We start from the raw sequence: 17,922 nt of genomic DNA, 5'->3' as shown, positions 1-17,922 counted from the left end.
CTGCTCCTAATATCCACGGTTAGCATGGACTTTCATTAATTCAGGGAAATCCAGAATTAATGCAATGCGGCCGTCACCAGTAATAGTCGCGCCAGCAAACCCATGAGTTCCTTGTAACAAAGCTCCAAGTGGTTTAATAACAACTTCTTCTTGCCCCAGCAGGACATCGACCACAAAGCCGACACGCTGAGTACCTACATTTACGATAACAACATGTTCAATTTCAGGTTTTTTGCCATCAGTCCGACCTTTGGTCAGCCATTTGCTGAGATAAAATAAGGGTAAGGCTTTATTTCTCACCATAATGGTTTGTTGACCATCCACCACATTGGTTTTAGAAAGATCGAGATGGAATATCTCATTCACGTTAACCAACGGGAATGCAAAAATTTGTTCACCCAACATCACCATCAATGTCGGCATAATGGCTAATGTCAGTGGGACCTTAATAGAGAGGGTTGTACCCACACCGACTTCAGATTGAATATCGATAACGCCATTCAGTTTCGATATGCTGGTTTTTACCACGTCCATACCGACACCACGGCCGGAAATATCTGATATTTCCTGTTTCATGGAAAAACCGGGAGAGAAGATCAGTGAAAAGCACTCGGATTCTGTGAGTCTTCCTGCTGTGTCTTCATCCATCATGCCTTTTTCAACAGCTTTACGGCGCAGGGTTTCAGGGTTCATACCCGCACCATCATCAGCGATAGTCAGTAAGATATGATCACCTTCCTGAGCGGCAGAGAGGACGACTTTACCTTGACGAGGTTTACCAGCAGCTTCACGCACATCTGGCATTTCAATACCATGATCCACCGCATTTCTGACCAAATGCACAAGCGGATCGGCCAGTGCCTCAACTAAGTTTTTATCAAGATCGGTTTCCTCACCACGAAGCTCAAGATCAATATCTTTTTTAAGGCTTCTGGCTATATCCCGCACAACGCGAGGGAAGCGACCAAATACTTTTTTGATTGGCTGCATACGCGTTTTCATCACAGCCGTCTGTAAATCCCCTGTGACCACGCGCAGATTATTGACAGCCTTTGCCATCTCTTCATTTTCAAACGCTGATTCAAGCGTGCTTATACGGTTTCTTACCAGTACAAGTTCACCCACCATATTCATGATTTCATCAAGACGGCTTGTATCAACACGTACACTGGTATCCGCTGCTTGTTTGGCAGGAGCCGCTTTCGCTTCAACCTTTTCAGCAGCAGGGGCTTTTTCTACTGGTTTCGGTGCAGAAGCTTTGGTTTCTGCCGCTTTATCAGATGCTGGCGGGCTAGCTGGTTTGGGCACGGATGGCGTTGGGGCGGGGGGCTCAGCTTGTGCCTTTTTTGCTCCCTGTAATTCATCCAGAAGAGCCTCAAACTCTTCTTCAGTTATGTCATCACTACCTGTTGAAGTGGGTGTTGGGGTAGGAGCAGGTGTACTTGCTTTTTCTGTGTCTTTAATGCCTGGCGCAGAATTACCATGGAGCTGGTCTAATAAAGCTTCAAATTCATCATCCGTGATTTCATCATCTGCAGCTGTACTGGCTGATTCTGATCCTTGAGATGGCGCAACTTCCTCAACTTGTTCTTCAGGCGCGACTTCTGGTTCTGGCTCTGGCGCACCCACGGCTGAATCATTATTGATGTATACAGATAATTGCTCAATAATTTCATTATCAGCAGGGCTTGGATATTGACCGGATTTAATTTCGGCAAACATCGTATTAAGAATATCGAGCACTTTGAGGAAGGTATCCATCATATCGGCATCGACAAAGCGTTCACCTTGTCTTAACAGATTGAATAAGTCCTCGCTCTTGTGGCAAAGATTGACCATCGCTTCCAGACTAAGAAAGCCTGCACCACCTTTAATGGTATGAAAACCACGAAAGATGGAGTTAAGGAGATCGGCATCTTGCGGGCTATTTTCTAGCTCAACAAGTTGCTCATTCAGACCTTCTAATATTTCTTCTGCTTCAACAAGAAAGTCTTGCAGGATTTCATCATCTGTGTCCAGCGCCATGAATCATTTCCTCAGAAGCCGAGGCTAGATAACAAGTCATCCACATCATCCTGGTTATTCACCACGTTCGGGTTGTCTTGTGCATTTATCTGCGGACCTTCGGCTTTAATTGGGTCAATTTCTTTTTTATTCGGAGACTGTTTCGGTTTGCCAGCCACTTTGACTAACTGCACTAAACTGTCTTCCACTTCTTCTACCAAGCTAATAACCTGACGAATCACTTGTCCTGTTAAGTCCTGGAAGCCCTGAGCCAACATCATTTCAGATAAATTATGGTGAACCTGATCTGCATGTTGTTTCACTGTAGGTAAATACTCTTCTATTTCTTTTACCAACAAGCGAAACTCATCTGCATTCATTTCCTTTTTCCGAAAACGGTGCCAACTCTCATCTATCTTTTCGGCAGTATTTCGGAGTTCTTGAGCTAAAGGTAAGGTGTTATCGATGTAACCTAAGGTTTTGTGTGCCGCTTCTTCTGTCGTGGTGATGACATAGTTAAGCCGTTCACGTGTGTTAGGCATATTATTCTGGGTTAAATCGACCAGTTTTGCATCAAGATTGAAGTTATTCAAAGAATCATGAAGTTCACGTGTAAGCTTGCCTACTTCTTTGAATAAATGACTTTCCTGTGCTTTTGCCAGAATTGTCAGTTGTTCCTCAGCAGCGATCTCATCATTCTTTTCAAGCGCCTCGACGAGGGCTCGTGCTGCTTCTAATTGGGTTGCCTGATTTGCTGAAGCCATGAGCCGAGTGCTCCTTATTGTGCGTTGATGCGTTCAAAAATCTTTTCGATTTTTTCTTTAAGCGTTGCTGCAGTAAATGGCTTGACGATATAACCATTCACGCCAGCCTGTGCCGCTTCAATAATCTGCTCGCGTTTTGTTTCGGCGGTGACCATCAGAACCGGTAGTGATGAAAGTTTTTCATCGGCACGAACAGTTTTAAGCAGATCAATACCTTGCATGCCTGGCATATTCCAATCGGTGACCAGAAAATCAATTCCGCCTGCCTGAAGAATAGGCAAGGCCGTAAGACCATCATCAGCTTCTTGCGTATTGTTAAATCCCAGATCTCGTAACAGGTTTTTTATTATCCGACGCATTGTGGAAAAATCATCCACGATCAGGATCTTCATATTTTTATCCAAAGCACACCTCCAAAATTTACATAATCCAGTCACGAAGTTTGGCGCGAAGTCGAATCACAGTTTGGCTATGAATCTGACTGACCCTGGATTCACTGACTCCCAGAACCTCGCCTATCTCCTTTAAATTTAATTCGTCATTATAATACAGGCTCATTAATAAGCGCTCTCGCTCTGGTAGTGTGTCTATGGCTTGTGCCAATGCCTGTTGGAAATCATCATCCTGAACTTCATCATCGGGTCCGCTGGGGTCGACAGATATTGGATGAGCATGGGTTTCATCATTATCAGTAAACTCGTCAAGACTGAAAATCTGATAACCACTCGAATCATTTAACTGTTGATAGTATTCATTGATATCGATACCAAGTGCACTCGCTACTTCACTGTCTGAAGCATTTCGCCCTTTTTCTTGTTCTATTTTATGCATTTGTTCTGCAATTTCTCGGGCTTTTCTATGAACGGATCTCGGTGCCCAGTCATTACGTCGGATTTCATCCAGCATCGAACCACGAATACGGATACCGGCATAGGTTTCAAAACTGGCACCCTGAGCTGAGTTATACTGATGTGAAGCATCAAGTAAGCCAATCATACCTGCCTGGATCAAATCTTCTACATCAACCGATGCTGGCAGTCTGGCGATCATGTGATAAGCGATTCGCTTTACCAAAGGCGCGTGCTGTTCAATCAATTCTGATTTACTTTGACCCGATGTGTACATGACAGCTCTGTTGCTCATACCATTTCCATACTTGCCTGAATGAGTCTTTCAACAAAAAATTCCATGTGCCCACGTGGCTGCTTCTGTACTGGCCAATACTCTATTTTTTTAGCTAAATGATTAAACGCTGTAGCCGCTTTGCTACGTGGAAATGCTTCTACTACACTGCGTTGTTTCTTGACAGACCGTCTTAAATCCTCATCAAACGGTACTATACCCATAAAATCGAGGGTGACGTCGAGAAAGCGATCACAGACTAGCGAAATTTTATCAAACAGTTCACGACCTTCTTGTACACTTCTACACATATTAGTGACGATATGGAAGCGCTCTACTTGGTGTTCACGACTGAGTAATTTGATTAAAGCGTAAGCATCGGTGATGGAAGCGGGTTCATCACACACCACCACAATGACTTCTTGAGCAGCTTTACTAAAGCTGATAACACTATCTGCGATCCCGGCTGCACTATCGATAAGTAAAACATCAATATGCTGATCCATTTCGCTGAAGGCTTGTATCATGCCAGCGTGTTCAGCACTGCTTAACTCGGCCATTTTTTTCACGCCAGACGTCGCAGGAATGATTTTTAAACCAGAGGGACCCTCAACAATTATTTCATTCAGTGTTTTTGAGCCATCCAGAACATGAAGCAGATTGAATTGAGGATGAAGCCCTAACATAACGTCAATATTTGCCAAGCCTAAGTCAGCATCCAATAGAACGACTTCTTTGCCCAATGCAGCAAGTGCAACGCCCAAGTTAACGGTGACATTGGTTTTACCAACCCCACCTTTACCACTGGCAATAGCAATGACCTTCACTGGTCTGGCTGCTTGCGCCATTTTTCGAAGGCCAGCAGCTTGATCATGGGTATTTTCAGCCATAGGCGGCAAAACCTCCATAACTGGATACTGTTTGAGGATCCAGTTGTTGCTCATCATTCATCAACTCACTGGCCTGATTAACAAGTGTATTTGGCCGGGCGAGACTCAGATCCTCAGGAACCTGCTGACCATTAGCAATATAGGCCAGTGGTAAACGATGCCGCACTAAAGCTGAAACGGCACCACCAAGACTGCTGGCTTCATCTGTTTTTGTCAGGATACAGCCGCTCAAGTTCAAGTGAGAATAGGCATTAATAATATCATCCATAGCACTTGTTTGAGTGTTCGCTGACATCGTTAAGTAAGTTTTGACACGAGGTGACTGCTGTTTAATCACGGCAAACTTCTCTGTCAGTTTTATATCACGTTGATTCATTCCCGCAGTATCTATCAGGATAAAGCGGCGATCAAGCAGGTCATTAAGTGTTTCAGTCAGCTCAGCATGGGTTCGGGCAACTCTGACAGGTACGCCTAGAATCCTGGCATAGGTGCGTAACTGCTCTTGTCCACCAATGCGATAGCAGTCAGTAGTGATCAGGGCAACCTGCCGGGCGCCATGCTTTAGAGCGCAACGAGCGGCCAGTTTAGCGATGGTAGTGGTTTTGCCAACACCGGTTGGTCCGACCAGGGCATAGATGCCGCCCTGCGATAAAATATCTTCTTCAGTGAGATGAATTTGAGAGGCTAACTGCCCGAGACAATGACGCCATGCTGTTTCTAAATCATCAATACCTTGTATTTTTGCGGTAATGGATTTGGCAAGTTCAACATCAATACCCATTTGCATAAAGCGCTTCAGTAGCTGTACCTGAGTTGGATTTTGACGTTCCATATCTTTCCATGTCAGATCGGAAAGCTGGTTTTGCAGCATATTACGTAAGCCAGCGATTTCTTTACGCATCTGGACTAAAGTGGGTTCCTGAGACCAGATATTTTGTTTCGGAGCAGGCTGAGATGGCTCAAACGAATTACTCTCAAGACTGGGATTAATTTCTACCCTTGGAGATACATGAGGTTGTGGCGCTTCGTCTACCTGAGACTGACGACGAAACTGCGATTCGTCATAATCAGTGGCCGCGACGATCTCAATCCCACCGTCAACACGTGTGTTGGAGAGAATGACTGCATCCGGACCGAGAACATCTCTTACTTCTCGGATAGCTTGACGTACATCAGCTGCCTGGAAACGTTTGATTTTCATACATCAACCTCAAACTCTAATTCATCGGCCGATATTGGCCACTATTCTTATTTGTTTGTCATCCGGTATTTCGTTATAGGACAACACGTTCAAACCGGGAATGGAGTGGCGAATAAAACGAGAAATCCAACTTCTCAAACCTGCCTGAACTACCAGAATAGCTGAGTCACCCGTCATTTCCTGTCTTTGAGTGGCTTCCTGCAAGTTCTTGTGCATATTCTCTGCCAGTCCTGGTTCCAGGCTGGCTCCACCTTCTCCCGATGCCTGTAAAGTTTTTAGCAATATCTGTTCCAGTTCTGGATCTAAGGTGATAATCGGCAAATCAGTGCGAGTGCCATTGATATGCTGAATAATGGAATGACTCAGTGCCATACGCGTTGCGGCTGTAATGGCTTCAGGATCTGGATTACGACTCGCCTGTTCAGAAATCGCTTCGGTGATGGTGCGAATGTCACGCACAGGAATGTTTTCTTCCAACAGGTTTTGTAAGACTTTTTGTACCGTACCTAATGGCACGGTATCAGGCACCAGACCTTCAACTAGTTTAGGCGCAGATTTTCCAAGGTTATCGAGCAAGTGCTGAACTTCTTCACGTCCCAGCAGATCATGGGCGTGATTATTCAAAATCTTACTCAAATGGGTAGCAATAACCGTGTCGACATCAACAACGGTGTAGCCTTGCGCTTGTGCATATTCTCGTTGACCGGTTTCGATCCAGGTAGCATCAAGTCCAAAAGCAGGATCTTGTGTTTTGATACCTTCAAGCGCACCAAAAACCTGACCTGGGTTGATAGCCAACATTCTGTCTGGATGTACTTCTGCTTCACCAAATGTCACCCCAAACAGGGTGATTTGATAGGCCGTTGGTGCCAGATCCAAATTATCGCGAATATGTACCGGTGGGATCAAAAAGCCCATTTCTTGTGAGATTTTCTTACGTATTCCTTTGATTCTATTCATTAATTGTCCGCCCTGGTTTTTATCTACCAGAGGAATAAGGCGATAACCCACTTCCAGGCCAATAGGATCAACCGGGCTCAAATCATCCCAACTGAGTTCACGTTGCTCACGGGAAGTCTCAGATGAAGGTTGTTGGGACGCCGTTAATTCATTCTGCGTGGCGACTTTTTGACGCTGATGAATCATAAATGCACTGCCACCACCGATGGCGGCTAGAATCAGGAAGGGGATATTTGGCATACCTGGAATTAAACCGAGTCCACCGATAATAATCGATGTCACCGCCAAGGTTTTGGGATTACTCAATAACTGACTGACAATCTGTTGCCCCATATCCTGTTCTTTTGTGGAGCGTGTAATCAGCAGGCCGGCTGCTGATGCCAGTAATAATGAAGGTAACTGGGCAACCAGACCATCACCAATAGTTAATAATGTGTAGTTCTGTGCGGCTTGAGAAAAACTCAAATCATGTTGGGCAACACCGATAATGAAACCGCCAATAATATTGATAAACAGGATTAGGATACCGGCGACAGCATCACCACGGACAAACTTACTGGCACCGTCCATGGAACCGTAAAAGTCTGATTCCTGCATAATTTCTTCACGACGACGACGTGCTTCATCCTGATCGATAAGACCAGCGTTTAAATCAGCATCGATCGCCATTTGCTTACCAGGCATAGAGTCCAGAGTGAAGCGGGCACTAACTTCGGCAATACGTGTAGCACCTTTGGTGACCACGACAAAGTTAATAATGACGAGGATAGAAAACACCACAAAACCGACAGCATAGTTACCACCAATCACGAACTCGCCAAAAGCTTCGATAACGTTACCAGCCGCCGCCGCTCCGGTGTGTCCTTCCAGCAGAATGATGCGGGTTGAGGCGACATTTAATGCTAAGCGCAGTAGGGTTGCGATCAACAAAATACTGGGAAAGGCTGCAAAGTGCAGCGGTTTAAGCATGTAAATACTGGCAAGTACAATCACCAGTGATAGGGCGATATTAAAGGTAAATAGCATATCCAGCATAAAAGCTGGTAAGGGAAGGATAACCATGGCCAGCAATGCCACCAGTAGCATTGGCGTGGCTAATTGACCGTTTACAACTGATTTAAAACGGGCAGCCAGTACGTTATTTTCCATGTAGCGTTAATCTCGTCTAAATTCTTCAGGTATTGGCAAATCTTCTGGATTCAAATGCGGTTTCTTGCCACCTTGTTTTCGGTAGCGACGCAATTGGAATACAAAAGCCAGTACCTGAGCTACTGCAATATATAGACCAGATGGAATTTCTTCGCCGATTTCTGTTGAATAATATACGGCACGAGTCAGCGGTGGTGCTGCCAGAATAGGGACTTCATTATTTTGTGCCACCAGTCGAATTTGTTGTGAAATCAAATCTGCGCCTTTAGCCACAACAATAGGTGCGCCAGGACGAGATTGATCATAACGAAGCGCGACAGCGTAATGAGTCGGGTTAGTAATAACGACATCCGCTGAGGGAATATCCTGCATCATCCGCTGCTGGGACATTTGAATCTGCATACGTCTGATACGACCTTTGACTTCAGGGTTACCGTCTGTTTGTTTCATTTCATCTTTGACTTCCTGCTTGGTCATCCGCAGTTGACGGTTGTGATTCCATAATTGAAATGGCACGTCGATGAGTGCGATTAAAATCAAACTGGCTGTGATTGCAAGAAATACCCACAACGTTAAATAACCTAAATCGGTCATGGCAACGTTCACTTCCTGGCTGCCAAGCGTCAATAATTGGTCACGTATTCCCCACAAAATTGCGGTAGATATAGCACCAATAAGAATGAATTTACCTAAGGCTTTTGCCAGCTCAGCTAAACCTTGAGGACCAAAAACGCGTTTAAGCCCCTTAATGGGATCCATTTTTTCAGGTTTAAACGCCATGGCTTGTGTGGAAAAATTCCAGCCGCCTATGAGGGCTGGTGCTGCCAGTGCTGCAAAGACAGTGACGGCAAGGAACATGCCCAAATCAAAAGAAATAATTTCGATCATATGCATGAAATGATGCACCATCGCCATCGGATCAAATATTTGTTTTTGGGTCAGGGTAAGGGATTCATTCATGACCGCAGCCATATCCGCAATCAGACTGCTTCCCATAAAAAAAAGAGCGATGGCACTGGCTACCAGAACCATCACCGTAGTTAATTCTTTTGAACGTGGAACCTGGCCTTTTTGTCGGGCGTCTTCTAAACGCTTGCCCGTAGGCTGTTCTGTTTTTTCTTGTCCAGTTTGCTCAGCCATCCTGAACCACCATTAACCTTATCAGTTGTAATATGTGATCTGTCATCTCCAGTAAGTGATCAGCCACTAATGGCAAGGTCACAAACATAATGACAAACCCCATCACAATGGTCATCGGAAAGCCGATAGAGAATGGACTGATTTGCGGTGCAGCACGCGATAAGATACCAAACGCTAAATTGACCATCATAATGGAACCTATCGCAGGTAAAGCAATAATGACGCCAGCAGCAAACATCCAACTTGCCTGAGCAGCAATATCCCGAAGATCAGTAGGGGTTAAGCCGCTTGCAGAAATCGGCATGGTGACAAAACTTTCGGATAACACCTTAATTAGAATCAAATGCCCATCTACGGTGATAAACAGTAATGTGATAAAAATCAGATAAAACTGACTGATGACCGGGACCAGTACGCCGTTTTGTGGGTCAACCATGGAGGCAAAGCCCAACCCCATCTGCATCGCAATGATTTGCCCGGCAACGATAAAGGCATTGAACAGTAATTGCAGCATAAAGCCCATGCAGGCGCCAATCAGAATTTGCTGAGCGATGATCAATAAACCTTCGACACTTAGCGGTTCAACGCTAGGCATACTGGCGGGGATATTCGGTACCAGAATAATACTGATGGCCAGGGCGATAATGATGCGTGTGCGGGTACTTAAAAAATTACTACTAAAAATCGGGGAGACCATGATCATGGCTGCAATACGAATGAAGGGCCACATATAAAGCCCTAACATACCGGTAATCTCAGCGGTGCTGATTTCCATCATTAACCGATAAGAAACGGTATTTCTTCATACAAACGACGAGTGAAGCCAAGCACCATTTCCAGCATCCATGGTCCGGCCATCACCAGTACAAGCAGGGTGATAAACAGTTTAGGAATAAAACTCAACGTTTGTTCATTGATTGAAGTCGCCGCCTGAAACATGCTGACCAGAAGCCCAATCAACAGTGCGGGTAGTAAAATAGCAGCGATCAAAATCGAGATGATCTGTAAGGTCTGCTGCATCACGGTGAGAACGGTTTCTGGCGTCATAATTACACGTAAAAACTCGAAGCTAAGGTACCCATAAGGAGTGCCCATCCATCAATAAGTACGAACAGCATTAATTTAAAGGGTAGTGATATCAACATAGGAGAAAGCATCATCATCCCCATTGCCATCAGCACACTGGCCACCACTAAATCAATAATCAGAAACGGAATAAAAATCAGAAACCCAATCTGAAACGCAGTTTTAAGTTCACTGGTCACAAATGAGGGTAGTAACAAACTGTAGGGAATATCCTGCGGTGTTTGCATTTCTTCATAGCCGCCAATAGAAGCAAATAAGGCAATATCACTTTCCCGTGTTTGAGCAAGCATAAATTCTTTAAACGGTTGCCCAGTCTGTTCAATAGCTTGCGTAAACTCGATGTCGCCATTCATATACGGCACAATGCCATCATTGTATGCATGGTTAAACACCGGATGCATGATAAAAATAGTCAGAAACAAGGCTAAGCCGATGAGTACCTGATTGGAGGGGGTGGATTGCACACCAATCGCCTGACGTAATATTGCTAAGACAATAATAATCCGGGTGAAAGAGGTCATCATCATTAAAGCAGCAGGCAGTAATGTGAGCGCCGTCATTAATGCCAGAATTTGTAAGGTGACGCTATAGCTTTGTCCACCTTCACCATCAGTCACCGTCACAGCCGGAATGCCGGGATCAGCGAGACTGATTAATGGAAATGCCAATAAGCATAGACTCAGCAACAGTCGTATCATGTATCACCTCGTTGCATTAACTGGCGAAGTTTATTGGCGAATTCATTGGGAGATGACGATTCGATCTCTGTTAACGGTGTTTCCAGTTTGTGTAAGGTATTAATCTGTTGAGCCGTTACCCCAAGTAATAATTGTTCTTCACCGATTTGTACCAAAATGACACGCTCTCTGGTACCCAACGGAATGCCTGCAATGACCTTTAATTTACCGTTGGCGGCGGCGTGAAAGCGATTTGTCCGTTTCAGTAGCCAAGCTACGGCGACAATACAGGCCAGAACCAGTAACAAACCAAATAAGGTTTGCAATAAATTAAGGGCGGACAGTGGTGACTGGTTTAGGCTATGCGTCGCGGACTCAGTAGCAGCATAGCTTGATACTGAAAAGCCCAAGCCGATTATGAGAGGCCAGAGTTTTTTCATCAGCGCAATTTCTTGATACGTTCTGATGTGCTGATAATATCCGTCAGACGAATACCAAACTTATCGTTAACCACAACAACTTCACCATGGGCAATTAGAGTATCGTTGACAAGCACATCCATCGGTTCACCCGCCAGTCTATCTAGCTCAACCACTGAGCCCTGACTGAGTTGTAAAAGGTTACGAATACTGATTTTGGTACGACCAATTTCCATTGAGATAGTGACAGGAATATCCATCACCATATCCAGATCGACATCTGATTTTGGTCTTCCTTCATCATCAAGCTTGGCTACTGGAGCAGGATTCGCTTTTTGACTGGCTTCTGATTCAGCTTGCTCTTCTAAAGCGGCTGCCCATGGATCCTCTTCAGCACCATCGGCATCACCTTGTTGTTCCAGTGCAGCCGCCCATTCGTCAGCCAATTCCTGATCTTGTGTCTGGGTGTCTTCACTCATAATTTTTTACCTTTTTTCAGGTGGATCGTTGAACTTGTATCGTGAGGATGTTCAATAATTTCCATGATTTTTAATGCCGTTTTTTCATGATGTTCACCAAATGTGGCACGAAACATGGGAATGTCTTCTACCATGGTCGTGACTTGCTTGGGCATATCAATCGGGATGATATCCCCTGGTTTTAATTTCATTATTTGTCCAAGTGATAATGTGGCTTGAGCTAAGTTTGCCCAGAGCTCTACATCAGCCAGCATAATTTCTTCACGCATGGATTTTTCCCAGCGTCCATCATCCATGCTGCGGTCACTTTGTAAGCCGGTGTCCAGCAACTCACGAATAGGTTCAAGCATAGAGTAGGGGAAAGTAATGTGGATATCGCCACTGCCACCGTCTAAATCGACATGGAAGGTAGAGATAACCACGACTTCACTTGGATTCACAATATTGGCAAATTGTGGATTGACTTCGTGGTTAACAAACTCGAATTCAACCGGCATCACTGGCGACCAGGCTTCAGTCAGGTCTTTGAAACAGAGGTTGAGAACCATATTGATGACGCGTAGCTCGGTTGAGGTGAACTCTCTTCCTTCAATACGTGCTTGAAAACGACCATCTCCACCAAAAAAATTATCTAAAAATGTAAAGACTAATTTGGGCTCAAACACCACCAAGCCCGTGCCTCTGAGCGGATGTAGATGAATCAAGTTCAGACTGGTCGGTACAAATAAAGTGTGTATGTACTCAGAGAATTTCATCACCTGCACACCGCCCACTGAGATTTCAGCAGAGCGGCGCAGCATATTAAAAAGGCTGATCCTTAAATAACGACCAAAACGCTCATTAATCATTTCCAGGGTTGGCATCCGGCCACGGATGATACGTTCTTCATTGCCGAAGTCGTATGGTCGGGTGCCTACATTGGCATTATTGTCTGATGAATCAGTTTCAAGATCGCCATCACCCAAGCCATTAAGCAGCGCATCTACTTCATCTTGTGAAAGGATGTCATGAACAGCCATGATTATTGCATTATGAAGCTGGTAAAGTAGACGGCTTCCAGTTGTCCATCAACGGAAGATTCATTTTTCAAAATTTCATTTATGGTATTTAAACAAGCTTGTTGCAAGGCTTTGGTACCTTCGACAGTCTGAAGTTCGTCATAATTTTGACTAAAGAACAGCATATTTAGCTCATGTTGAATCGCTGGCAGGTTAAGCGTGACCGCATCAATCACATCCTGAGAGCGGGCTTTAACCTTAAGTTTGATCTGCATGTATTTCACTTCGCCTTTGCTTTGCTCAGAGAAATTCACAATGAAAGGTTCTTCAATGGCGTAATAAATAGGGGGTTGTTTGACTTCAACTTTCTCTTCTTCAGCCTGTTCGTCACCGCCACTCATTAGCAAAAATGCCGCTACACCGCCTCCGATCAGTACTAATGCAGCAATGATGATAATCAGCAGTTTTTTCTTACCACCTTTGCCTTCAGTAATTTCAATGTCTTCGCGTTCTTCAGCCATGGTATTGTTATTCCGTTTTGTTAGTTTATCTTAAGCAAAGAGTGTGCCGCTTATTGGAGAATGAAACTCGTAAAATAGACTTTTTTGATATCACTGTTGCCTGTTTCTTCTTGTAGTACTTTTTGTACGCGTTCAGTTGCAAGAGCATCTAATTTTTCTCTGCCTTGTATCGTCGTCACCGACTCGTATGTTTGTTGTGAAAACAATGTTCTTAACTCATCCTGAATCATGGGCAGATTGAGTACAGCACTATCCATAGCTTCCTGGCTTGAAGCCATTAAAGCAACTTTGATTTGCAGGTAGCGTGCTCGTTTCTGACTCTGATTAACAAAGTTGATAGTGAAGGGTTCTTCGATTTTGTAATAAACAGGTGGTGTTTTCTCGCTTTCATCAGCAGCATGAATCGGCGTCACTAACAGAGACATTAATAAGATGGTGATTAGCGACAGCGACTTCTTCATTGCTTGTTATACTCCATGATTTATTTCGATAAAGGTTTACACAGAATTATGACAAGCTTGGGCAATTGGTTAAAGAGGCAGGCATGAGTAAAACGCAAAAACACCAACAACCTTCTTGGTTCAGCAAACTATCTGATGTGATTTTGACGTTGCCGCAGTATGTGATTCCGCAGCATACCTTATCTGTCATCATGCATGCGCTGACACATAGTCAGATGACATGGTTTAAGAATGCATTTATCCGTTTTATTACTTGGAAGTTTGACGTCAACTTGAGTGAAGCTGCGGTGTCTGATCGTAATTTTTATCCAAGCTTCAATGCTTTCTTTACGCGTGAACTTCGTCAGGGCATTCGTCCCCTTGCTGCAGGAAAGGATGTGGTTGTTTCACCCGTCGATGGGGCCGTGAGTCAAATAGGACCTATCATTGAGCAAACCATTGTTCAGGCTAAGGGGCGAAGTTACAGTGTTGAAGAATTATTGGGGGGCGATAAGGCGTTGGCGCAGCGCTACGATAATGGGCAATTTGCCACCATTTATTTATCACCTCGCGATTATCATCGTATCCACATGCCGGTAGCAGGAAAGTTAAAGGCAATGCGTTATGTGCCTGGAAAATTATTTTCAGTTAATCCTCGAACCGCGAGAGCCGTACCCCGATTATTTGCTCGTAATGAACGTGTTATTTGTGTATTTGACACGGAATTTGGTGATGTTGTTTTGGTATTGGTGGGAGCTATTTTTGTTGGCAGTATGGAAACGGTATGGGCCGGCCAGATAACTCCACCTTATGGTAAAACAATCGAAAACTGGACTTATGTAGGAGATGAAGCGCTATCATTTGAAAAAGGCCAGGAAATGGGCCGGTTTAATATGGGCTCGACGGTAGTGATGTTATTACCTGCTGGTATGAAACCCTTTAATCAAGAATGGCAGCCAGAGAAAAAAATTCAACTCGGGCAGGCGATGAATTAAGTTTGTATATAGATGAAATAAAAAAGCCGGCTTGAAGCCGGCTTTTTTGTTGTAGAACAGATTAAATGTTGTTGCGCCATGCGTGACATGAATTGTCCTGAATACGGCTTACTTCTTCAGGTCCCCATGTACCCGCAGGGTAGGTGTGAACAAAGCTTTTATCTTTTGCCCATTTCTCGATGACAGGATCAACGACTTTCCATGCCAGGTTGACTTCATCAGAGCGAAGGAACAGTGAGCGGTCACCTAAAATAGCATCCAGAATTAATGCCTCATAGGCATCTAAGCGGTGTTTTGTGTCTTCGGTTTCAACTGTTTCAAGTGCCACTGTGTGGTTGCTTAATTCTAAACCAGGTTGTTTGGCTTGCAGTTCAATACGTAAGGTATTGTCTGGTTGCAGCCCCATGACGATCCAGTTGGCATGACTGTCACCAATCACCGTATCTTTAAATAATTCTTGAGGTGGTTTCTTAAAGCGGATAGCAATCATCGCTTTAGATTCAGGCATGCATTTACCCGTTCTTAAATAGAACGGTACACCGCGCCAACGCCAGTTATCGATATAAAGCTTCATAGCGGCGTAAGTTTCTGTCACGCTGTCATTAGGTACTTCATCATCTTCCAGATAACCAGGTTCTTTTTTACCATTGACTTCACCTGCCGCATATTGTGCGCGGAAGGCATGGTCATCGACGATATCTTCAGTAATAGGACGAATTGCTTTTAGGACTTTTACTTTTTCATCGCGTAATGATTCATCACCTAAGTCTGCTGGCGGTTCCATTGCCACGAGTGCCATGACTTGCATCAAGTGACTTTGGATCATATCGCGCAGCGCGCCAGAGGTATCGTAGTAACCGGCGCGGCCACCAACGCCTTGTTGTTCAGCATGAGTAATCTGGACGTGATCAATATAGTTACGGTTCCATAATGGCTCCAGCAACAAGTTAGCAAAGCGGAATACAAAAATATTCTGTACAGTGCCTTTACCTAGATAATGATCAATACGATAGGTTTGTTGTTCTGTGAAGTTTTTGCGCAAAATACCTTCTAATTCTTCAGCGCTCTTCTGGTCGTAACCAAAGGGTTTTTCCACCACTAGGTGACGCCAGCCATTATCTTCTTTATTCAGGCCAACGGCGGCTAACTGATCTCCCACAACACCGAATAAAGCAGGGGCGATAGAGAGATAGAAAACAATGTTCTGTGAGAAATTATTTTCTTCTGAAGTAATTAATGTATTCAATTCGTGATAGCTGAATGCATCATTAATGTCGCATTGGAAATAATGAATACGGTCCAGGAATGTGTTGAGAAGATCACTATTCACGCCGCCACGTGCTTTGGGGCTGACAAATTCTGTGACCTGTGCTTTCCAATCTTCTTGACTGGATTCGCGACGACCCATACAGATAATGCGTGTATCTGCCGTTAAACGCTTTTCCGCATCAAGATGGTATAAAGCAGGCAATAACTTTTTCTTAGATAAGTCGCCTGTGGCGCCAAAAATAACAATGGTACAAGATTGCATGATTTCTCCCGTTGCAGGCTATTACTCAGCCGTTGACCGTATATAATTTGGAGAATTGTACAATTTTTGGGAGATAAGCGTGCGAAAAATTCTTTTTGCCAGTAGTGAAGTTCATCCTTTAATGAAAACCGGCGGCTTGGCTGATGTTTCTGCCAGCTTACCGACTGCTCTGGCGCAACATGGACAAGATGTCAGAATTTTTATGCCTGCCTATCGCCAATGCCTGCAAAAAATTGAAAAGATTCAAATAGTCGCGACATTGAAACTGGATGGTTATCACATGCCTGTAGAGATAATCGAAGCGCGATTACCAGGTACCGAAGTTATCGTATGGTTATTAAATTCACCATATCACTTTGACAGAAATGGTGGCCCTTACAGCCACCCTGATGGTTACGACTGGGAGGATAATGCGGCTCGCTTTAGTCTGTTTTGTCGCGCCATTGTAGCCTTGGCCATGGATGAAGCTGGTCTGGACTGGAAACCGGATATTTTGCATTGTAATGATTGGCAAACGGGTTTGGCGCCGGCTCTGTTATCGCCGAGAGAAAATAAACCTGACACCATTTTCACTATCCATAATATGGCCTATCAGGGATTATTTGAACGCCCGGTGTTTGATGCGCTCGACTTACCTGAAACGCTCTGGTCTATTGAGGGGCTAGAGTTTTATGGGCTGATGTCATTTATGAAAGCAGGCCTGATTTTTAGTGATCAGATTACAACGGTGAGTCCAACTTATGCCAAAGAGATTTGTCATGCTGAATTTGGTTACGGTTTAGAAGGTTTATTATCTTATCGGGCTGAGCAGGGGCGTTTAAGCGGTATCTTAAACGGGATTGATTATGAAGAGTGGAATCCGGCCATTGATCCCTATTTGAATTATCACTATTCAGTAAAAACACCGAACCGTAAAAAGAAAAATAAGCAGGCATTGCAGCAAAAGTTTTATTTACCTCAATCTGAACAGACATTATTCATTGGCTTGATAAGCCGTTTGGTGTCACAAAAGGGCATTGATCTGTCGATAGAAGCCGTGACACGCTTACTGGAACAAGGACAGGATGTTCAGCTGATTTGTCTGGGCAGTGGTGAATCAGATTTTGAGCAAGCATTACGTGTACTTCGTGCCCGTTTTCCTGATAAAGTGGCATTAACAATTGGCTATGACGAAAAGCTTTCGCATCAGATTGAGGCTGGCGTTGATGTTTTTCTAATGCCGTCCCGTTTCGAGCCTTGTGGCCTGAATCAGATGTATAGTCTGCGTTATGGTACCCTGCCAATTGTGCGTAATACCGGCGGCCTGGCTGATACCGTCGTTGATGCTAACGACGACAACCGTAAATCCGGCACCGCTAATGGATTTTGTTTTGACGAGGCTTCAGCAGAAGCTTTATATGAAACACTGGAACGCGCTATCGCACTGTTTCAGCATCCGCGGATATGGCGAAAACTGATGATCACCGCAATGGAGGGGGATTTCAGTTGGGAAAACAGCGCCAATATCTATATCGATCTCTATCACCATGTAAACGAACGTTGAAAC

19 protein-coding genes are annotated in these 17,922 nt (G+C 44.4%); 2 read left to right on the top strand and 17 right to left on the bottom strand.

Translation table 11 applies throughout. The annotated features are described in order from the left end of the window. Positions 1-6: 6 nt before the first annotated feature. From QQL60_RS08895 to QQL60_RS08820, 16 genes are read right to left on the bottom strand one after another with little or no spacing between them, the layout of a single operon-like run. Positions 7-2,025, bottom strand: a complete 2,019-nt coding sequence (locus QQL60_RS08895) for a chemotaxis protein CheA (RefSeq protein ID WP_284723097.1) — start codon at positions 2,023-2,025, stop codon at positions 7-9. Between the two features lie 11 nt (positions 2,026-2,036). Then, positions 2,037-2,768 carry a protein phosphatase CheZ gene (locus QQL60_RS08890; RefSeq protein ID WP_007146650.1) on the bottom strand — a complete coding sequence of 244 codons (732 nt, stop codon included), beginning with the start codon at positions 2,766-2,768 and terminating at the stop codon, positions 2,037-2,039. A gap of 14 nt (positions 2,769-2,782) precedes the next feature. After that, positions 2,783-3,160 carry a chemotaxis response regulator CheY gene (cheY, locus tag QQL60_RS08885; protein ID WP_040576613.1) on the bottom strand — a complete coding sequence of 126 codons (378 nt, stop codon included), beginning with the start codon at positions 3,158-3,160 and terminating at the stop codon, positions 2,783-2,785. Positions 3,161-3,188: 28 nt separating this feature from the next. Beyond that, positions 3,189-3,911: an RNA polymerase sigma factor FliA gene (locus QQL60_RS08880; protein ID WP_284723096.1), complete on the bottom strand. Its 723-nt coding sequence runs from the start codon at positions 3,909-3,911 to the stop codon at positions 3,189-3,191. After that, positions 3,908-4,780, bottom strand: a complete 873-nt coding sequence (locus QQL60_RS08875; protein WP_007146647.1) for a MinD/ParA family protein — start codon at positions 4,778-4,780, stop codon at positions 3,908-3,910. Before QQL60_RS08875 ends, QQL60_RS08880 begins: the two co-directional genes overlap by 4 nt. After that, positions 4,773-5,981 (bottom strand): flagellar biosynthesis GTPase FlhF, encoded by a 1,209-nt coding sequence (flhF, locus tag QQL60_RS08870; RefSeq protein WP_007146646.1) that lies wholly within the window; start codon positions 5,979-5,981, stop codon positions 4,773-4,775. Before flhF ends, QQL60_RS08875 begins: the two co-directional genes overlap by 8 nt. Positions 5,982-6,002: 21 nt before the next feature. Further along, on the bottom strand, positions 6,003-8,090 hold the full coding sequence (gene flhA / locus QQL60_RS08865; RefSeq protein ID WP_007146645.1) for a flagellar biosynthesis protein FlhA: 2,088 nt from the start codon (positions 8,088-8,090) through the stop codon (positions 6,003-6,005). Between the two features lie 6 nt (positions 8,091-8,096). Then, positions 8,097-9,230, bottom strand: coding sequence for a flagellar biosynthesis protein FlhB (flhB, locus tag QQL60_RS08860; protein ID WP_284451067.1), 1,134 nt, complete (start codon positions 9,228-9,230; stop codon positions 8,097-8,099). After that, positions 9,223-10,005 (bottom strand): flagellar biosynthetic protein FliR, encoded by a 783-nt coding sequence (gene fliR, locus QQL60_RS08855; protein ID WP_273179824.1) that lies wholly within the window; start codon positions 10,003-10,005, stop codon positions 9,223-9,225. The genes flhB and fliR overlap by 8 nt, the downstream gene beginning before the upstream one ends. Positions 10,006-10,007: 2 nt before the next feature. Beyond that, entirely contained in the window at positions 10,008-10,277 is a 270-nt protein-coding gene (gene fliQ / locus QQL60_RS08850) for a flagellar biosynthesis protein FliQ (RefSeq protein ID WP_007146641.1), read from the bottom strand. Between the two features lie 2 nt (positions 10,278-10,279). Then, positions 10,280-11,014, bottom strand: coding sequence for a flagellar type III secretion system pore protein FliP (gene fliP / locus QQL60_RS08845; protein ID WP_007146640.1), 735 nt, complete (start codon positions 11,012-11,014; stop codon positions 10,280-10,282). Then, a complete protein-coding gene (gene fliO / locus QQL60_RS08840; RefSeq protein ID WP_284723095.1) occupies positions 11,011-11,433 on the bottom strand; it encodes a flagellar biosynthetic protein FliO in 423 nt (140 codons plus the stop codon). Before fliO ends, fliP begins: the two co-directional genes overlap by 4 nt. Then, positions 11,433-11,891 (bottom strand): flagellar motor switch protein FliN, encoded by a 459-nt coding sequence (fliN, locus tag QQL60_RS08835; RefSeq protein ID WP_007146638.1) that lies wholly within the window; start codon positions 11,889-11,891, stop codon positions 11,433-11,435. The genes fliO and fliN overlap by 1 nt, the downstream gene beginning before the upstream one ends. Next, on the bottom strand, positions 11,888-12,910 hold the full coding sequence (gene fliM, locus QQL60_RS08830; protein ID WP_284723094.1) for a flagellar motor switch protein FliM: 1,023 nt from the start codon (positions 12,908-12,910) through the stop codon (positions 11,888-11,890). The genes fliN and fliM overlap by 4 nt, the downstream gene beginning before the upstream one ends. Before the next feature lie 2 nt (positions 12,911-12,912). Next, positions 12,913-13,410 carry a flagellar basal body-associated FliL family protein gene (locus QQL60_RS08825; RefSeq protein ID WP_284723093.1) on the bottom strand — a complete coding sequence of 166 codons (498 nt, stop codon included), beginning with the start codon at positions 13,408-13,410 and terminating at the stop codon, positions 12,913-12,915. Positions 13,411-13,460: 50 nt separating this feature from the next. Further along, complete coding sequence (locus tag QQL60_RS08820; RefSeq protein ID WP_007146635.1) at positions 13,461-13,871, bottom strand: flagellar basal body-associated FliL family protein; 411 nt, start codon at positions 13,869-13,871, stop codon at positions 13,461-13,463. An 83-nt stretch (positions 13,872-13,954) separates the two neighbouring features. Here QQL60_RS08820 and asd point away from each other — a divergent pair, with 83 nt between their 5' ends. Next, positions 13,955-14,845, top strand: a complete 891-nt coding sequence (gene asd, locus QQL60_RS08815; RefSeq protein WP_284723092.1) for an archaetidylserine decarboxylase — start codon at positions 13,955-13,957, stop codon at positions 14,843-14,845. A 61-nt stretch (positions 14,846-14,906) separates the two neighbouring features. On the opposite strand, the gene zwf is transcribed toward asd, so the two are convergent. Further along, positions 14,907-16,376 (bottom strand): glucose-6-phosphate dehydrogenase, encoded by a 1,470-nt coding sequence (gene zwf / locus QQL60_RS08810; RefSeq protein WP_007146633.1) that lies wholly within the window; start codon positions 16,374-16,376, stop codon positions 14,907-14,909. 79 nt (positions 16,377-16,455) lie between these two features. On the opposite strand from zwf, the gene glgA reads away from it, so the two are divergent. Beyond that, positions 16,456-17,919, top strand: a complete 1,464-nt coding sequence (glgA, locus tag QQL60_RS08805) for a glycogen synthase GlgA (protein WP_273179840.1) — start codon at positions 16,456-16,458, stop codon at positions 17,917-17,919. Positions 17,920-17,922 lie beyond the last annotated feature (3 nt).

The sequence above is a fragment of the Methylophaga thalassica genome (genome assembly GCF_030159795.1).
Lineage (GTDB): Bacteria > Pseudomonadota > Gammaproteobacteria > Nitrosococcales > Methylophagaceae > Methylophaga > Methylophaga thalassica.
The sequence above is the reverse complement of the archived record's forward strand: the minus strand, read 5'-3'. Positions and strand labels throughout refer to the sequence as shown.

Bases quoted from the DNA above. Each gene is read 5' to 3' on its own strand.
- flhF (WP_007146646.1), bottom strand. From the start codon at position 5,981: ATGAAAATCAAACGTTTCCAGGCAGCTGATGTACGTCAAGCTATCCGA.
- asd (WP_284723092.1), top strand. From the start codon at position 13,955: ATGAGTAAAACGCAAAAACACCAACAACCTTCTTGGTTCAGCAAACTA.
- fliM (WP_284723094.1), bottom strand. From the start codon at position 12,910: ATGGCTGTTCATGACATCCTTTCACAAGATGAAGTAGATGCGCTGCTT.
- QQL60_RS08825 (WP_284723093.1), bottom strand. From the start codon at position 13,410: ATGGCTGAAGAACGCGAAGACATTGAAATTACTGAAGGCAAAGGTGGT.
- cheY (WP_040576613.1), bottom strand. From the start codon at position 3,160: ATGAAGATCCTGATCGTGGATGATTTTTCCACAATGCGTCGGATAATA.
- QQL60_RS08820 (WP_007146635.1), bottom strand. From the start codon at position 13,871: ATGAAGAAGTCGCTGTCGCTAATCACCATCTTATTAATGTCTCTGTTA.
- fliP (WP_007146640.1), bottom strand. From the start codon at position 11,014: ATGATACGACTGTTGCTGAGTCTATGCTTATTGGCATTTCCATTAATC.
- zwf (WP_007146633.1), bottom strand. From the start codon at position 16,376: ATGCAATCTTGTACCATTGTTATTTTTGGCGCCACAGGCGACTTATCT.
- flhA (WP_007146645.1), bottom strand. From the start codon at position 8,090: ATGGAAAATAACGTACTGGCTGCCCGTTTTAAATCAGTTGTAAACGGT.
- QQL60_RS08880 (WP_284723096.1), bottom strand. From the start codon at position 3,911: ATGAGCAACAGAGCTGTCATGTACACATCGGGTCAAAGTAAATCAGAA.
- QQL60_RS08890 (WP_007146650.1), bottom strand. From the start codon at position 2,768: ATGGCTTCAGCAAATCAGGCAACCCAATTAGAAGCAGCACGAGCCCTC.
- QQL60_RS08875 (WP_007146647.1), bottom strand. From the start codon at position 4,780: ATGGCTGAAAATACCCATGATCAAGCTGCTGGCCTTCGAAAAATGGCG.
- fliO (WP_284723095.1), bottom strand. From the start codon at position 11,433: ATGAAAAAACTCTGGCCTCTCATAATCGGCTTGGGCTTTTCAGTATCA.
- QQL60_RS08895 (WP_284723097.1), bottom strand. From the start codon at position 2,025: ATGGCGCTGGACACAGATGATGAAATCCTGCAAGACTTTCTTGTTGAA.
- fliQ (WP_007146641.1), bottom strand. From the start codon at position 10,277: ATGACGCCAGAAACCGTTCTCACCGTGATGCAGCAGACCTTACAGATC.
- flhB (WP_284451067.1), bottom strand. From the start codon at position 9,230: ATGGCTGAGCAAACTGGACAAGAAAAAACAGAACAGCCTACGGGCAAG.
- fliR (WP_273179824.1), bottom strand. From the start codon at position 10,005: ATGGAAATCAGCACCGCTGAGATTACCGGTATGTTAGGGCTTTATATG.
- fliN (WP_007146638.1), bottom strand. From the start codon at position 11,891: ATGAGTGAAGACACCCAGACACAAGATCAGGAATTGGCTGACGAATGG.